The organism is Marinimicrobium alkaliphilum, from assembly GCF_003259155.1.
Classification (GTDB): Bacteria; Pseudomonadota; Gammaproteobacteria; order Pseudomonadales; family Cellvibrionaceae; genus Marinimicrobium_A; species Marinimicrobium_A alkaliphilum.
On sequence record NZ_QGMQ01000001.1, the window covers coordinates 196,119 to 210,852 of the forward strand.

12 protein-coding genes and 2 tRNA genes are annotated in these 14,734 nt (G+C 59.4%); 10 read left to right on the forward strand and 4 right to left on the reverse strand.

The window, feature by feature from the left end; translation table 11 throughout:
- The first annotated feature begins 2 nt into the window (after window positions 1-2).
- Window positions 3-824: an NADPH-dependent 7-cyano-7-deazaguanine reductase QueF gene (queF, locus tag DKW72_RS00965; protein WP_111640450.1), complete on the forward strand. Its 822-nt coding sequence runs from the start codon at window positions 3-5 to the stop codon at window positions 822-824.
- Window positions 825-827: 3 nt separating this feature from the next.
- Here the strand turns inward: queF and DKW72_RS00970 are convergent, their stop codons facing one another.
- On the reverse strand, window positions 828-2,198 hold the full coding sequence (locus DKW72_RS00970; RefSeq protein ID WP_111640451.1) for an adenylate/guanylate cyclase domain-containing protein: 1,371 nt from the start codon (window positions 2,196-2,198) through the stop codon (window positions 828-830).
- Between the two features lie 180 nt (window positions 2,199-2,378).
- Here DKW72_RS00970 and DKW72_RS00975 point away from each other — a divergent pair, with 180 nt between their 5' ends.
- From DKW72_RS00975 to DKW72_RS00995, 5 genes are all read left to right on the forward strand, one after another.
- Window positions 2,379-2,939, forward strand: coding sequence for a nitroreductase family protein (locus tag DKW72_RS00975; RefSeq protein WP_111640452.1), 561 nt, complete (start codon window positions 2,379-2,381; stop codon window positions 2,937-2,939).
- 305 nt (window positions 2,940-3,244) lie between these two features.
- Window positions 3,245-3,332, forward strand: a tRNA-Ser gene (locus DKW72_RS00980).
- Window positions 3,333-3,856: 524 nt separating this feature from the next.
- Window positions 3,857-3,933 (forward strand) — tRNA-Arg (locus DKW72_RS00985).
- Between the two features lie 195 nt (window positions 3,934-4,128).
- Window positions 4,129-5,175, forward strand: coding sequence for an AI-2E family transporter (locus tag DKW72_RS00990; RefSeq protein WP_111640899.1), 1,047 nt, complete (start codon window positions 4,129-4,131; stop codon window positions 5,173-5,175).
- A gap of 117 nt (window positions 5,176-5,292) precedes the next feature.
- Complete coding sequence (locus DKW72_RS00995) at window positions 5,293-6,735, forward strand: glycoside hydrolase family 28 protein (RefSeq protein WP_111640453.1); 1,443 nt, start codon at window positions 5,293-5,295, stop codon at window positions 6,733-6,735.
- Here the strand turns inward: DKW72_RS00995 and DKW72_RS01000 are convergent.
- Window positions 6,732-7,157: an FKBP-type peptidyl-prolyl cis-trans isomerase gene (locus DKW72_RS01000; RefSeq protein ID WP_111640454.1), complete on the reverse strand. Its 426-nt coding sequence runs from the start codon at window positions 7,155-7,157 to the stop codon at window positions 6,732-6,734. The genes DKW72_RS00995 and DKW72_RS01000 overlap by 4 nt on opposite strands.
- Before the next feature lie 188 nt (window positions 7,158-7,345).
- On the opposite strand from DKW72_RS01000, the gene ggt reads away from it, so the two are divergent.
- A complete protein-coding gene (gene ggt, locus DKW72_RS01005) occupies window positions 7,346-9,043 on the forward strand; it encodes a gamma-glutamyltransferase (RefSeq protein WP_111640900.1) in 1,698 nt (565 codons plus the stop codon).
- 300 nt (window positions 9,044-9,343) lie between these two features.
- Here the strand turns inward: ggt and DKW72_RS01010 are convergent, their stop codons facing one another.
- Window positions 9,344-10,315 (reverse strand): tRNA dihydrouridine synthase, encoded by a 972-nt coding sequence (locus DKW72_RS01010; protein ID WP_232522265.1) that lies wholly within the window; start codon window positions 10,313-10,315, stop codon window positions 9,344-9,346.
- Between the two features lie 130 nt (window positions 10,316-10,445).
- Between DKW72_RS01010 and DKW72_RS01015 the strand changes: the two genes are divergently transcribed.
- Genes DKW72_RS01015 through DKW72_RS01025 form a run of 3 tightly spaced genes read left to right on the forward strand, consistent with a single transcriptional unit; the run spans window position 10,446 to window position 13,892 of the window.
- The gene (locus DKW72_RS01015; protein WP_111640456.1) at window positions 10,446-10,703 is read left to right on the forward strand and encodes an OadG family protein; all 258 of its coding nucleotides are present in this window, start codon (window positions 10,446-10,448) and stop codon (window positions 10,701-10,703) included.
- A gap of 54 nt (window positions 10,704-10,757) precedes the next feature.
- Window positions 10,758-12,542 carry a sodium-extruding oxaloacetate decarboxylase subunit alpha gene (oadA, locus tag DKW72_RS01020; RefSeq protein WP_111640457.1) on the forward strand — a complete coding sequence of 595 codons (1,785 nt, stop codon included), beginning with the start codon at window positions 10,758-10,760 and terminating at the stop codon, window positions 12,540-12,542.
- A gap of 39 nt (window positions 12,543-12,581) precedes the next feature.
- Window positions 12,582-13,892 (forward strand): sodium ion-translocating decarboxylase subunit beta, encoded by a 1,311-nt coding sequence (locus tag DKW72_RS01025; protein WP_111640458.1) that lies wholly within the window; start codon window positions 12,582-12,584, stop codon window positions 13,890-13,892.
- Window positions 13,893-14,320: 428 nt separating this feature from the next.
- Here DKW72_RS01025 and DKW72_RS01030 read toward each other — a convergent pair whose 3' ends face one another.
- The gene (locus DKW72_RS01030; RefSeq protein ID WP_111640459.1) at window positions 14,321-14,614 is read right to left on the reverse strand and encodes a fimbrial protein; all 294 of its coding nucleotides are present in this window, start codon (window positions 14,612-14,614) and stop codon (window positions 14,321-14,323) included.
- Window positions 14,615-14,734 lie beyond the last annotated feature (120 nt).

A 14,734-nucleotide genomic window follows, 5' to 3' on the forward strand; every position in this document is an offset into this window, starting at 1 on the left:
GAATGAGCCATATCGACAAAAGCCTGCTCGGCCAAAGCACCGCCTACGTCACGCACTACGCGCCGGAGTTGTTGTATCCGGTACCGCGCGCGGAGTCGCGCGCGCACTTGGGCATCGGCGACAAACTGCCGTTCAAGGGCGTCGATATCTGGACCGCCTATGAGCTGTCCTGGCTGGATCATCGGGGCAAGCCCTGGGTCGCTTGGGGTGAGTTCCACATCCCCATCGACAGCCCGAATATCATTGAGTCCAAGTCTTTCAAGCTCTACCTGAACTCCTTTAATCAGACGCCGCTGGCCGGGCGCGACGAGCTGGCGAACCGGTTGGTGCGTGATTTGAGCGCGGCGGCGGGTGCGCCGGTGGCGGTGCAGCTGTTCAGCCTGGAGCAGACCGGGCCAGGTATTCAGGGGGTGTGGCAGGGCGAGTGCCTGGATGAGCTGCCGATCAGCGTCGAGGCCTATACGCCGCAGCCGTCATTTCTGCGCGTCAAGGACGAAGAAGACGTGAATGAAACCCTCTACAGTCACCTGCTCAAATCCAACTGTCCGGTGACCGGTCAGCCGGATTGGGCGACGGTGCGCATCGACTACCGAGGCCAGCCCATCGACCACGAAGGGTTGCTCAAATATATCGTGTCTTTTCGGGAGCATCAGGACTTTCACGAGCACTGTGTCGAACGAATGTTTACCGACATCATGGCCCGGTGCGAGCCGGAGGCGCTGAGCGTCTACGCGCGCTACACCCGCCGGGGCGGTTTGGATATCAACCCCTGGCGCAGTACCGGGAAGGGTTTGCCCAGTGCCGTGCGTCTGGTGCGCCAATAGGGCTCAGTGCACCTTGTCCTTGATCTGCTCTGCGGCCTGACGTAACGCCTGCATGACCTTGGTTTTGTCGTAGTTGCGGATTTTCTCCAGGTCGAGGTACATGGAAAAGCCTTCGGTGTGCTCCTCCATGTAACTTTTGCTGCTGCCCAGGTCCCGGCGGAAATCCGCCACCTGATAGACTTTGATCGGGTGGCTGAAGCCCTTCACCCGAATCTCGCCCTTATCCCGACACATCACCACGTCTTTCACCAGTGACCAGGTCTCGTGGGAGATCAGAATTTCGTTGGGCTCAGCGGCGGATTCAAGTCGACTGCCCAGATTCACATGGGTGCCCAGGGCGGTGTAGTTCAAATGGCTGGTGGTACCGAAAGTGCCGATGGTGCAATAGCCGGTATTGATACCCATGCGCACCTGAAGCGGCCGTTTGATGCCCTGATTGTGCCATTCCTGCTGTAGCGAGCGCATCCGTTTGCGCATGGTGATGGCCATGGAAAGACAGCGCACGCAATCTGATTTGACGCCCTGACTGGGGCCGTCGCCAAACAGCACCATCATGCCATCGCCCATAAACTTGTCGATCGTGCCTCCAAATTGAGTCACGATTTTGGACATCTCGGTCAAGTAGTGGTTGAGCAGCTCGGTCAGGGCTTCGGCCTCCATCTCTTCCGACAGCTCGCTAAAATCCTTGATGTCGGAAAAGAACACTGTAATTTTTTTGCGCTCGGTTTGGAGCGTACTTTCGTCGCCTTTAGTGACCGCCTTCCAGACCGGTGGCGGTAGATAGCGCGACAGTTTGTAAGCACGGATCTTGTGCCACTTCTCCTGCTCTTCGAGCGCCTCCTTGGCACCGTTGAGTTGGTGAATGCGCTGGTGCATATACACGGCGTAAATCAGAAAGTAGGCACTGATGCCTACCAGGCTGGCGGCGCTGATCTGGACGCTGCTGCTGAAGACCCATTCCGGCGTGTGGAACAGCATGCTCAGCATAATGCCGGCAGCGCAGGCAATGTTGTCCTGTATCCATCGGCGCATGCCGCCACTGAGCAGCGCATTGAACTGCACCATCACCAGGAACAGAATAGTGGGCAAGAGACTGAAGTGTGTCAGGCTGATGACGACGCCAATCAGGCCCGCGTCGATATAGGCGAGCCAGCGATTGATGCGCGCGTCCTGGCGACGATTGGCGAACCGGTAGGAGATGGCGGTATAGGTGAGCAGGGTTAAGATAACCCCGATATACAGTGGGTCAACCGTTTGCAGACCCATATGAGCCGCCAGGGTACCCGCGGCGGCAAAACTGATAAGCGCACGAAAATAGAATTGCTGTAGGGGTGTGCCGGTACTTAACTCCGCACTGGGAATTGACGCGGTCATTGGTTTACACCTTTATCATCTGCCTTTGTATGCTCGGTCGGGGCCCTACTCCGAGGCTGCCCGTGTCTGCGCCCTGATGGACGTCGTGATTGTTATAGCGAACATTAGACGTTCTTTTGCCGCAAAAGTCTATGCTTGGCTATGCTATGATTTTCTGCTCATTTTTACTTTGGGGGATTTATGAACGCGATTGAGATGCTGCACAACCGCCGTTCGATCGGCAAGTTGAGCGCACCCGCGCCCGACGCCCGCCAGCGTGACGCCATCTTTACCGCTGCTTTGCGCGCCGCCGACCATGGCAATCTCAAGCCCTGGCGCTTTCTCGTGGTTGAAGGTGACGGCCTCGCGGCGCTTGGACAGGCTTATGCGGATGCGGCGCTCGAAGCTGACCCCGACCTGCCGGAGGAGGTACAAGACTCCTATCGCCGGATGCCCACGCGTGCTCCGCTGGTGGTGGTTGCCATTGCGAGTTGCCAAGAACACCCCAAAGTCCCTGAATCCGAGCAACTGATTTCCGCCGGCGCCGCCGTCCAGAATATGCTCAATGCCGCCTACGCGCTCGATGTCGGGGCCTTCTGGCGCACCGGCCCGCTCGCCTACCACCCCGGCGTCATGCGCCGCCTGGGTCTGGGTGAGCATGAGCGGATCGTCGGCTTCCTCTACCTGGGCACCCCCGCAGGCACTCCCGCCGACTCCAAGCTACTGGCGACAGACGACTTTTTTAAACCCTGGCCCCGCTAGAGCGTTGCGTTCGAGTCCATGTTTGTGTACATTACGCCCCCTCGCGCAACCCGTGATTGCGTGAAATTTGGTGAGGTGGCCGAGTGGCTGAGCCGAAGGCAACGCCCGAAGGGGCGGTAACGCGCACGCTGGCGGGTGCCTCCATCCAAGTACGATAGAGTAAGAGCACAGGAAAGACGATTTTATTGGTGAGGTGGCCGAGTGGCTGAGCCGAAGGCAACGCCCGAAGGGGCGGTAACGCGCACGCTGGCGGGTGCCTCCATCCAAGTACGATAAAGTAAGAGCACAGGAAAGACGATTTTATTGGTGAGGTGGCCGAGTGGCTGAAGGCGCACGCCTGGAAAGTGTGTATACCGAAAGGTATCGAGGGTTCGAATCCCTCCCTCACCGCCATATACAAAAAAACCCGGCAACTGCCGGGTTTTTTCGTATATGGCGGTGAGGGATGATGTGGTTCAAACCCTTGTTCGACCGATCGCCAGGAGCGATCGGTACCGCCGCAGGCGCCCGAAGGGCAGAGCACACGGATGTGCTCTGGTATATCCCCCCTCGTGCCGCCGGGACAGCCGTTTTGCACGGCCGAAGGCCGCCCGAAGGGCGAGGGCCATGGATGGCCCGAGTGAATCCCTCGCACCGAAGGGCAGAGCACACGGATGTGCTCTGGTATATCCCCCCCTCGTGCCGCCGGGACAGCCGTTTTGCACGGCCGAAATGCCGCCCAAGAGCAAGAACAGCGCGAACTGTCGGATTACGCCCTGCGGGCTAATCCGACCTACTGGAAACGCCGTGCCATTGTTCGAGTAGGTCGGATTAGGCGCAGCCGTAATCCGACACCTGAGGCACCTGACATCAAAAAAATCCGAAAAAATGCTTGACGTATCCGGCACTTATCAATAATATTCGCCCCCGTTGACAACGCACTCGTAGCTCAGCTGGATAGAGTACTCGGCTACGAACCGAGCGGTCGGAGGTTCGAATCCTCCCGAGTGCGCCACATACAAAAACCCTGCCTCGCAAGAGGCGGGGTTTTTTTATGTGCGCTCGGCGGGCAGGTGAGAACCTCCGCAGGTTCGACAAATCGCCGGGAGCGATTTGGCCCGCCGAAGGCGCCCGCAGGGTGGCGCACAGGATGTGCGCTAAGCTATCCTCTCCGCACTCGGTGGAAAAACACAACAAGGACCTTCCCAAAATGACCTTCGATCGCGCCTTCCTCTGGCTCTTCGGCCTCGCCGCTCTGGTAATCATCCTGGCGGGCTTCAAAGCCATCAGCCACATCATTACCCCGTTTTTACTGGCAGCGTTTCTGGCGATCATCTCGGCCCCGCCGCTGGCCTGGATGCAGCGCAAGGGCGTGCCGGGGCCGCTTGCCATGGTGTTGTTGTTTGTCGGTGTGGGGCTGTCATTGTTTCTGGTATTTCTGGCGCTCAAGAGTGCGGCTGAGGATCTGGCCAGCCAGGCGCCTTTTTATCAGCAGCGCCTGGCTGAACTGTTCGCGTCGGTGCAGGGGGTGTTGCGCTCTTCAGGCTTACCTGAGGACATGGTGCCCCAGGATTTTCCGGTGCCGGATATGGGCACCATCACGGATATCGCTCGGCGCCTGGCCGGGGGTATCGGTCAGTTTACGGCGTCGCTGTTTTTTGTCCTGCTGGCGTTCATGTTTATTCTATTGGAAGAGCGCACTTTGCCGGGCAAGTTGAATGCGGCTTTTCCAAGCAACCGTCGGGCTCGGGTGCGGGCGCGCCGTTTTCTGCGCTCGGTCAACCGCTACCTGGTGATCAAAACCACCGCCAGTGTCGCCACCGGACTTATTGTCGGGATCGGGCTGTTGTGGCTGGGTGTGGACTTCGCCATTCTCTGGGGCATCCTCGCCGGGTTGCTCAACTTTATTCCCACCATCGGTTCGATTATTGCGGCTATTCCGGCGGTGCTGATCGCTTTGTTGGGGCTCGGTACGGTGGAGGCGTTGGTGGTGGTTGTGATCTACGCGGTGCCCAATGTTCTGATCGGCAGTGTCCTTGAGCCGCGCCTGATGGGGCAGACTCTGGGCTTGTCACCGGTGGTGGTACTGGTGTCCTTGTTGGTGTGGGGCTGGGTGTTCGGCCCGGTGGGGATGTTGTTGTCGATTCTGTTGACCATGATCGTGAAGCTCGCACTGGAATCCAGTCCGCACACCCGCTGGTTGGGCATTCTGTTGAGCGATAAAGCCAAGGCGCGGGCGGACGTTGCGGTCCGATAATACTTGAGCCCGGTCGGGCTTTGGGGGATTATAGGCGCCGCAAACCCCGCGCACACGGGGCAATAAGGCGTCAACGCCAACCAATGACCTGACTTTATCAACCAACGAGACCCGACCATGATCGATATCACCAAGCGCGACAGCCTCAAGCTGATGGGCCTGTCTTCCTGTGCTGTGGGCTTATTGCCCGTTGCTGGCTGTACCCAATCACCGGCACGCACGCCGGACTATGTCGCGGAGGATGAAGCCTTGTGGCAGCAAGCCGATGACATCATTGCCCATATCGCGCTGACCGACTTTCCCGAGCGGGACTTCCCGGTCACCGATTTTGGCGGCCGCGGCGACGGTGACACCGACAATACCCAACCCATTGCCGATGCCATTGCCGCCTGCGCCGCAGCGGGCGGCGGCCGGGTAGTCATTCCTGCCGGGACCTTCAATACCGGCCCGATTCACCTTAAATCCAACGTCAACCTGCACGTGTCCGAAGACGCCATCCTGTCTTTCTACACCGATCCGGACCGCTACCGCCCGTATGTGCTGACGCGTTGGGAAGGGGTGGAGCTGATGGGTTTCTCCCCGTTGATTTACGCTTACGGGCAGGAAAACATCGCTATCACCGGTACCGGCGTGCTCGAAGGCAATGGCACCAACACCGTCTGGTGGCCCTGGAAGGGTCGCTGGAGTCGCGCCCAGTGGCCGGTAGACCCGGTGGTCAACCAGGTCAACACCCGCACGCCCCTGTTTGACATGGCCGAAGCGGGCGTACCGGTTGAGGAACGCGTGTTTGAGACCAACTACCTGCGTCCGCCATTTATTCAGCCGTACAATTGCAAGCGCGTGCTGATCGAAGGCGTGACCATTCGCAATTCCCCCCACTGGCTGCTCAACCCGGTGCTGTCCGAGGATGTGATTGTGCGCGGTGTCCAGTGCATCAGCCACGGCCCCAACTCCGACGGTTGCGACCCCGAGTCCTGCAACCGGGTGCTGATCGAGAACTGCCTGTTTGATACCGGGGATGACTGTATCGCCCTGAAATCCGGCCGCAACGCCGATGGCCGGCGCCTGGCGACGCCGATCCAGAATATCGTGATTCAGGATTGTCAGATGAGAGCCGGCCACGGCGGTGTCGTGATCGGAAGCGAAATTTCTGGCGGTGCGCGCAATATTTTTGCCCGCCGTTGTTACATGAGCAGCCCGTCTCTGGATCGCGCCATTCGCATGAAAACCAACTCGGTCCGGGGCGGCCTGATCGAGAATGTCGCCATTCGCGATATGGTGATCGGTGAAGTGCGCGATGTGTTTGTGATCAACTTCTATTACGAAGAGGGTGACAAGGGAGATTTCCTGCCCGAGGTGCGCAACCTGCACGTCAGCAATATGGTGGTGGAGAACGCCCGTCGGGTATTCGAGTTGCGCGGCTTTGAACGGGCACCGATCACCGGGGTGAGCCTGCACGATGTCACCATCAAGCGGGCCGAAAGCCTAGGTGTCCTGGAAAATGTGGGCGAGATGGATCTGGTGTCGGTATCGCTCAATGGCGAACCGCTGACGCTCTAAAACTCGACACTCACCAAGCGTAAGTCAAAGACCAAAAGGGCGTTGGGCCCGATTTTGTTGCCCACGCCCTTTTTTCCCCAGGCCAGTTCTGCCGGCACCACCACTTCATAGCGCCCACCTTCCTGAAACAGTTGCAGCGCCTCCTGAATGCCGGGAATGGCTTCCTTCAACGCAAAACTGTCCGGTCGACCTTCCTGATAGGTGTCGCCCACCACCTTGCCGTTCACGGTGTGGATGCGTTGGTGAACGGTGACGCTGTCGGCCATCGTGGGGCTCAAGCCGCTACCCGGCTCGATCACCCGGTAGAGCAGGCCACTGTCGGTTTCAATGATATCCGGCTTTTGCCGGTACTTGTCGATCAGTTGTTCGCTGGCCTTGCGGTTCTGGCCCGACGAGCCTTTGTTGAGTTTTGCTTTTGCCATGGGTCTCACTGGGGTTGCTTGTGCAGGGGTGCAAGCTTTCCGCAAAAGCGGCAGGATTGCAATGCCCCGAATGGCGACAATTGCACCGCAATGGTAAGGTGCTGCCCATAATCGAAAATACCCACCATAATATGAGTCTGCACCCTTCGTGGGCTGTGGGCTTTATCGTACTTCGAGGTAAAACCGGCATGCGAGCCATGATACGAGGCTGTGTAGCGGCCCTTATATTGATACTGGCGTTGCCCGCGCAGGCGGCGCTGAGCGACTACGCGCGCGTCACCGACGATGGCAAGGCGGCGGTGGCCACTGTTCACCCGCGCGCCACCGAGGCCGGGCTGAGAGCCCTCGCCGACGGCGGTAATGCCGTCGATGCAGCGGTGGCCGCAGCCCTGACCCTGGGCGTCGTGGACAGTCACAACTCCGGCATCGGCGGAGGCGCTTTTGTCCTGGTGCGCTGGGCCGATGGCCGGGTAGAAGCCATCGACGGCCGTGATGTGGCGCCAGCCGCGGCGCACCGCAATATGTATGTGCGTGAGGGCGAGGTGGACAGTGATCTCGCCCGCACCGGCGCGCTGGCGGTGGCCGTGCCCGGTTCGCTCAAGGCGTTCGACTATATGCTCGCTCAGGGCGGCAAGCGCACGCTCGCGCAACTGTTACGTCCGGCCGCCGATCTGGCTGAACAGGGCTTTGCGATCGATGGCGTTTTCGCCCAGCGCTTGTCCCGCCACGCCGATACGCTGGCGCGCTTTCCGGGCAGTGCCGAGGTGTTACTGGATGACGAAGGGCAGCCCTGGCTCGAGGGCCACCGCCTGATTCAGCGGGACCTGGCACGCAGCTACCGCCAGATTGCCGAGCAGGGCATTGACTGGTTCTACAAGGGCGCCTTTGCCCGCGAGGTCGATGCCTGGATGAAGGCCAACGGCGGGATTGTCACCGTGCAGGACTTTGCCGATTATTCTCTCGAACACCCGACGCCGGTGATCAGTGAGTACGCCGGTCATCAGGTGGTGGGCTTTCCGCCGCCCAGTTCGGGCGGTGTGCATGTGGCCCAGATACTCAATATTCTTGAGCATTTTGATCTTTCTGAAAGGTCCGAGACCGAGCGCCAGCATCTGATCGCCGAGGCCATGAAGCTCGCCTTCGCCGATCGGGCCTACTGGTTGGGTGACCCGGCCTTTGCCGATGTGCCCCTGGGCTTGGTGAGCGGTGACTACGCGCGCCAGTTGGCGGGGCGAATCAGCCTCGATCGGGCCTTGGATGTGGGCGGGCACAGCTTGCCGCCAGACTATGAGGATGCGCTCTTTGGCAAGCACACCACCCATATTGCCGCGGCGGATGACGAGGGCAACTGGGTGGCGATCACCTCCACGGTCAATACCAACTTTGGTGCCAAGGTGATCGTGCCCGGGACCGGGATTGTGTTGAACAACCAGATGGACGATTTCTCGGCCCAGCCGGGGGAGCCCAATATCTACGGTCTGATTGGCGCTGAGGCCAACCGGATCGAGCCGGGCAAGCGGCCCCTGTCGAGTATGAGCCCGACCCTGGTGCTGGATTTTGACGGTGACGTGGTGCTGACCCTGGGCGCTGCCGGTGGGCCGACCATTATTACCCAAGTGGCCCAGACGCTAATAAACCATCTTGAATTGGGCATGCCGTTGCTCGAGGCGGTATCAGCGCCGCGTCTGCACCACCAGTGGCGCCCGGATGCGGTGTTTCTGGAGCCGATCCAGCCGGACGCTGTGCGCGAGGCGTTGGAGGCCAAGGGGCATACCCTTCGCGAGTTGGGGGATTTTGGTTCGACCCAGGCCATTGGTCGTGATCGCGAGGGGCGTTTTATGCCGGTGACAGAGCCGCGTTTGGAGCGGCGCAATAACCTTCGGTGAGGTTGTTCGGGTTAGGTGCCTCAGGTGTCGGATTACGCCCTTTGGGCTAATCCGACCTACGCGGACGATGGCGGTTTGGTTTGGGGGTTGGGTGCCTCATTGTCGGATTACGGCTGTGCCTAATCCGACCTACTCGAACAATGGCACGCTGCTCCCAGTAGGTCGGATTAGCCCGCAGGGCGTAATCCGACAAAAACGGCACAATCTTTCCCGTAGGTCGGATTAGGCGCAGCCGTAATCCGACAAAAATATCCCTCAATCGAACAAACCCACCACCCAACCCTCAAAAACGGCACGAAATCAGCCCGCTGCCGCCAAAAACGCCGCCTCAAATGCCGCGGGCTCCCGCTCGCGCTTGATGCTTTCAAAAAAATGCGCCGCTTCCGGGTAACTGCGCTGTAAATACATCAACCACTGTTTGATCCGGTTGCCCCCAAACTTGGTGGGGTAGAGCGGTTGGCTCTGCCGGTAGTAGCCGTGCAGCAGCTGGCAGACTTCAGACCAGGGCATGGGGATATAGTCTTCCCCCGCCAGGTCGGCCTTGATCTGGCGCGCCAGATCCGGCCGGGCCAACAATCCCCGGCCAATCATCACCTGGGTGCTGCCCGAGACCGCACGGCAGCGGTGGTAGTCCGCCAGCGTCCAGACCTCACCGTTGGCAATCACCGGAATACTGAGCGCCGCATTGATCTCGGCGATATACTCCCAGTAGGCGGGCGGCTTGTAGCCGTCCACCTTGGAGCGTGCATGCACGGTGAGCTCGTCGGCGCCGGCCTCGGCCACCGCCAGGGCGTTGTCTAGGTAGCGGCTGCGGTCTTCAAAGCCCAGGCGAATCTTGGCGGAGACGGGGATAGCGGCCGGCAGCGCCTGGCGCACGGCGGCGACAATGGCGCCAACCTTGTCCGGTTCACGCAGCAGGCAGGCACCGCCCTGGCTGCGATTGACCGTTTTGGCGGGGCAGCCGAAGTTGAGGTCGATGGCGGTTGCCCCCGCGTCCACCGCGCGTGTGGCATTCAACGCCACAAACTCCGGGTTGCTGCCCAGCAATTGCAGTTTGACGGGACAGCCGCTTGAGGTCACACTGCCGTGAGCCAGTTCCGGCCCAAAGCGCCGGAAAACCTTGCGAGGCAGGAGCTGATCGGTGACGCGGACAAATTCCGTGACGCAGCCATCGATGCCGCCGAGCGCGGACAGCAGCTCGCGGACCTGGAAGTCCACCACCCCCTCCATGGGGGCGAGGTAGATTTTAGGCGAGGAATCAGGGGCTCTCATGGGCGCGCATTCTACGCCAGGGGTGGCCCCATTGGCACGCCATTTGTCGGCATAATGGCGCTTTCTCCTTGTAAGTTTCTGAAAGATATAAGAAAATGCTTGGCCATTTTCTGTGGGTAGAGGGTACCTCATGCAGGAAGACGTTATGGAACAAGGGCTGGATCTCATGCTGTATGGCATGGGTACGGTTCTGACATTTCTGACTTTACTGGTGGTTGCAACGCTGGTGATGTCGTTCATTGTTCGGCGGTTCTTCGCCGAGCCCGAGCCGGCCATGCCCAAAGAGCGTGCGGGTCAATCACAATCCGCGCCCGCTGCTGCGGTGGATGACAAGACCCTGGCCATTATCAAAGCGGCGATTGCCCAACATCGGGACAAGCAGAAGTAACTGCGTGCCGGTGGTAAAGCTAACGACAGAATCAGTAACAAAGGTAGGAAGGTCATGACTGAGGTGAAAAAGCCCCTGGGCATCACGGAACTGGTATTGCGCGACGCCCATCAGTCGCTGTTTGCGACCCGGATGCGCCTTGACGATATGCTGCCCATTGCAGCCAAGCTGGACGACATCGGCTTCTGGTCCCTGGAGACCTGGGGCGGAGCAACCTTTGACTCTTGCATTCGCTATCTGGGTGAAGATCCCTGGGAGCGTATCCGCGAACTGAAAAAAGCCATGCCCAAGACTCCCATGCAGATGCTGCTGCGCGGTCAGAACATCCTGGGCTATCGCCACTACGCCGATGACGTGGTGGAAAAATTTGTCGAGCGCGCCGCCCACAACGGTGTGGACGTGTTCCGCGTGTTCGACGCCATGAACGACATGCGCAACATCGAAACCGCCCTCAAGGCAGTGAAAAAGCAGGGCAAACACGCCCAGGGCACCATGTCCTATACCATCAGTCCGGTGCACGATATCGAGCTGTGGGTGGATCTGGCCAAGCGCATTGAAGACATGGGCGCCGACTCCATCTGTATCAAGGACATGGCCGGTCTGCTCAAGCCCTACGTGGGCTACGAACTGGTCACGCGCCTGAAAGAAAGCTGCGCTATCCCCATTCATATGCAAAGCCACGCCACCACCGGCCTGGCCCACGCCACCAATCTCAAGTGCGTGGAAGCGGGCATCGACAACGTCGATACCGCCATTTCTTCCATGTCCATGACGTACGGCCACAGCCCCACCGAGACCCTGGTGGCGACGCTGGAAGGTACCGAGCGTGACACCGGCCTGAAGCTGGAACCGCTGGAAGAGATTGCCGCGTATTTCCGCGAAGTGCGGAAAAAGTACGCCAAATTCGAAGGTGCCCTCAAAGGCGTGGATTCGCGCATCCTGATTGCTCAGGTGCCCGGCGGCATGCTCACCAATATGGAAAACCAGCTCCGGGAACAGGGCGCCGAGGACAAGCTCGATGACGTCCTCACCGAGATTCCGAAAGTGCGCGAAGACCTGGGCTTTATCCCCCTGGTGACGCCGACCTCACAAATCGTCGGCAGTCAGGCGGTGATGAATGTGCTCACGGGCGAGCGCTACAAAACCATCACCAAAGAAACTGAAGGTGTGTTGAAAGGCGAATACGGCGCGACCCCGGCTGAGGTCAACAAAGAGTTGCAGGCGCGGGTACTCGACGGCAAAGAGCCGATCACCTGTCGTCCGGCGGATCTGCTTGAGCCCGAGCTGGAAAAACTGACCGAAACGTTGAACGCCGCCGCAAAAGAAAAAGACATCGCTTTGGCCGAGGGTGACAACCGCATCGACGACGTCCTTACCTACGCGCTCTTTCCCCAGGTGGGCCTCAAGTTTCTGGAAAACCGGAACAACCCGGACGCCTTCGAGCCAGTACCCACCGGCAAAGAGGGTGCGCTGGTCACCACCGATGGCGGTGAAGAAGTCTACACCGTTGAGGTTGAAGGCAAGCAATACACGGTAACCGTGACCAACGGCGGCGATATCAGTGGTGTTGCGCCCATCGGTAGTGGCGGCGGTGCTGACGCGGGCGGTGATGTGCCTGCCGGTGACGGTGAGCCGGTGAATGCGCCGCTGGCCGGTACCATCTGCAGTGTCAACGTCAAGCCGGGGCAAAAAGTCGAAGAGGGCGAAACCCTGCTGGTACTCGAAGCCATGAAAATGGAGTCGGGCGTAAGCGCGCCCAAGGCCGGCACAGTGGCGGCGGTCAATGTTCAAACCGGGGATGCCGTGGCTGTGGGCGATTGCCTGCTTACCATTGCCTAAGTCCACTTTGAACACTCAGCGAGATTGTAGAGACACGCTATGGATAATCTGATTCGGCTTTGGCAAGACTCTGGCCTGTATTATATGAGCGGTGGACAGTTGACCATGATCCTGGTGGGTTTTGGTTTGCTGTTTCTTGCCATTCGTAAAAACTTTGAGCCGCTGCTGCTGGTCCCCATCGGCTTCGGTTGTATCCTCTCCAATGTTCCCGGTGCGGGGATTTCCCAATCGGCGGTGCAGAGCGCTTTTATGGCCGCCGATCCGGAAGTCTTGCGGGCGATGGCACAGTTGCTGGGAGAAAGTGTCTCCGCGACCGGTGATCAGCTCGCGTCCGCTTACCGCGAAGCGGCTGCCATGCAGCGCGCGGCGGTGGCCAACCTGGCCTCCGATGCGGGTTACAGCGATGGCTTTCTGTACAGCTTTTACTCGGTAACGGTGGCAACCGGTATCGCGCCGCTGGTCATCTTTATGGGCGTCGGCGCCATGACCGATTTCGGTCCCATGCTCGCGAATCCCAAGACCCTGTTTCTTGGGGCGGCGGCGCAGTTTGGTATCTTCGCGACTGTCCTGGGCGCAGTCGGCCTGTCCGCCGCCGGAATTTTTGACTTCTCCCTCGGCGACGCCGCGGCGATCGGTATTATCGGTGGCGCCGACGGCCCCACAGCCATTTACGTCTCCAGCATCCTCGCCCCCGAATTGCTCGGACCGATTGCGGTGGCCGCTTACGCCTATATGGCGCTGGTGCCGATCATTCAGCCGCCCATCATGCGCGCACTGACCACCAAGGCCGAGCGCCAGATCAAGATGGAACAGCTGCGAGTGGTTTCGCGCCGGGAGAAAATTGTCTTCCCGCTGGTGTTGTTGACGCTGGTGGCGTTGTTCCTTCCGACCGCGGCGCCGCTGTTGGGCATGTTCTGCTTTGGTAACCTGATGCGTGAATGCGGTGTGGTGAATCGCCTGAGCGATACCGCCCAGAATGCCCTGATCAATATCGTGACCATCTTTCTCGGTCTGGCGGTGGGCTCTCAGTTGGCGGCGGAGACTTTCCTCGACCCGCGCACGCTGGGCATCCTGATTCTGGGGGTCTTTGCTTTTGGTATTGGCACCGCGGGCGGTATTCTGGTGGCCAAGTTTATGAACCTGGTCTCGCGGCATAAAGTGAACCCGTTGATCGGTTCGGCCGGGGTATCAGCGGTGCCGATGGCGGCGCGGGTATCCAACAAGGTGGGCCTCGAGGCCAACCCGCAGAACCATCTGTTGATGCATGCCATGGGCCCGAATGTGGCGGGTGTGATTGGTTCGGCGGTAGCCGCGGGTGTGATGATTTCCATCGTCTCCTCGATGACCTGAGGTGCCTCAGTGTCGGATTACGCCCTGCGGGCTAATCCGACCTACTCAAACAATGGCACGCCCTCTCCAGTAGGCAGTAGGTCGGATTAGGCGCATCCGTAATCCGACAAAACACCCCCGATCCCCCAAACAATGCCACGCTCTCTCCAGTAGGTCGGATTAGGCGCAGCCGTAATCCGACAAAACACCCCCGATCCCCCAAACAATGCCACGCCCTCTCCAGTAGGTCGGATTAGGCGCAGCCGTAATCCGACAAAAACACCCCCGATCCCAAATCAATGCCACGCCCTTTCCAGTAGGTCGGATTAGGCGCAGCCGTAATCCGACAGAAAACACGCCCATCTTTGCAGCAGACAAAAAAAAGCCCCTCAAAGAGGGGCGAGTAAAGTGCAACAAGCAAACCCGAGCCACTGCCCGGGCGGAGAAAATCAGTTGCTGGCCAAGCGGAAAGTGCGAATCGCTTCGTTAAAGGATTCGGCGAACTCGCGCAGTGCGCTTTCTTCCCGACGCAATTGAGCTGCCGACAAGCGGGCGCAGGACAAATAGGTTTCCATCGCAGAAACGTACTCGCGCACCTGGTTGTTGGCGGCGACCATCTGTGCCGTCACGGCAGAGGTGGGGTCCGGGATTTCAGGACGGGTTTCCGGTGCTTCACAGGCGAAAACGGCACTGGACAGTAGTGCACCAGACAGAACGGCGGCGGAGATCAGCGATTTTTTCATAAGAGCTCTCGTGTTTACCCTACAAGTTGGAGTGTTGTTCGAGTTGAATATTGTTTTTGGGGAGCGTACAACTCTATCGCCAATGCCCCAATTGCTTGGACGCATTGTCGCACTTTTCAA

What these genes read in the sequence shown, in the direction of transcription:
- queF (WP_111640450.1), top strand. Translation starts at nt 3, where the DNA reads ATGAGCCATATCGACAAAAGCCTGCTCGGCCAAAGCACCGCCTACGTC.
- DKW72_RS00970 (WP_111640451.1), bottom strand. Translation starts at nt 2,198, where the DNA reads ATGACCGCGTCAATTCCCAGTGCGGAGTTAAGTACCGGCACACCCCTA.
- DKW72_RS00975 (WP_111640452.1), top strand. Translation starts at nt 2,379, where the DNA reads ATGAACGCGATTGAGATGCTGCACAACCGCCGTTCGATCGGCAAGTTG.
- DKW72_RS00990 (WP_111640899.1), top strand. Translation starts at nt 4,129, where the DNA reads ATGACCTTCGATCGCGCCTTCCTCTGGCTCTTCGGCCTCGCCGCTCTG.
- DKW72_RS00995 (WP_111640453.1), top strand. Translation starts at nt 5,293, where the DNA reads ATGATCGATATCACCAAGCGCGACAGCCTCAAGCTGATGGGCCTGTCT.
- DKW72_RS01000 (WP_111640454.1), bottom strand. Translation starts at nt 7,157, where the DNA reads ATGGCAAAAGCAAAACTCAACAAAGGCTCGTCGGGCCAGAACCGCAAG.
- ggt (WP_111640900.1), top strand. Translation starts at nt 7,346, where the DNA reads ATGCGAGCCATGATACGAGGCTGTGTAGCGGCCCTTATATTGATACTG.
- DKW72_RS01010 (WP_232522265.1), bottom strand. Translation starts at nt 10,315, where the DNA reads ATGAGAGCCCCTGATTCCTCGCCTAAAATCTACCTCGCCCCCATGGAG.
- DKW72_RS01015 (WP_111640456.1), top strand. Translation starts at nt 10,446, where the DNA reads ATGCAGGAAGACGTTATGGAACAAGGGCTGGATCTCATGCTGTATGGC.
- oadA (WP_111640457.1), top strand. Translation starts at nt 10,758, where the DNA reads ATGACTGAGGTGAAAAAGCCCCTGGGCATCACGGAACTGGTATTGCGC.
- DKW72_RS01025 (WP_111640458.1), top strand. Translation starts at nt 12,582, where the DNA reads ATGGATAATCTGATTCGGCTTTGGCAAGACTCTGGCCTGTATTATATG.
- DKW72_RS01030 (WP_111640459.1), bottom strand. Translation starts at nt 14,614, where the DNA reads ATGAAAAAATCGCTGATCTCCGCCGCCGTTCTGTCTGGTGCACTACTG.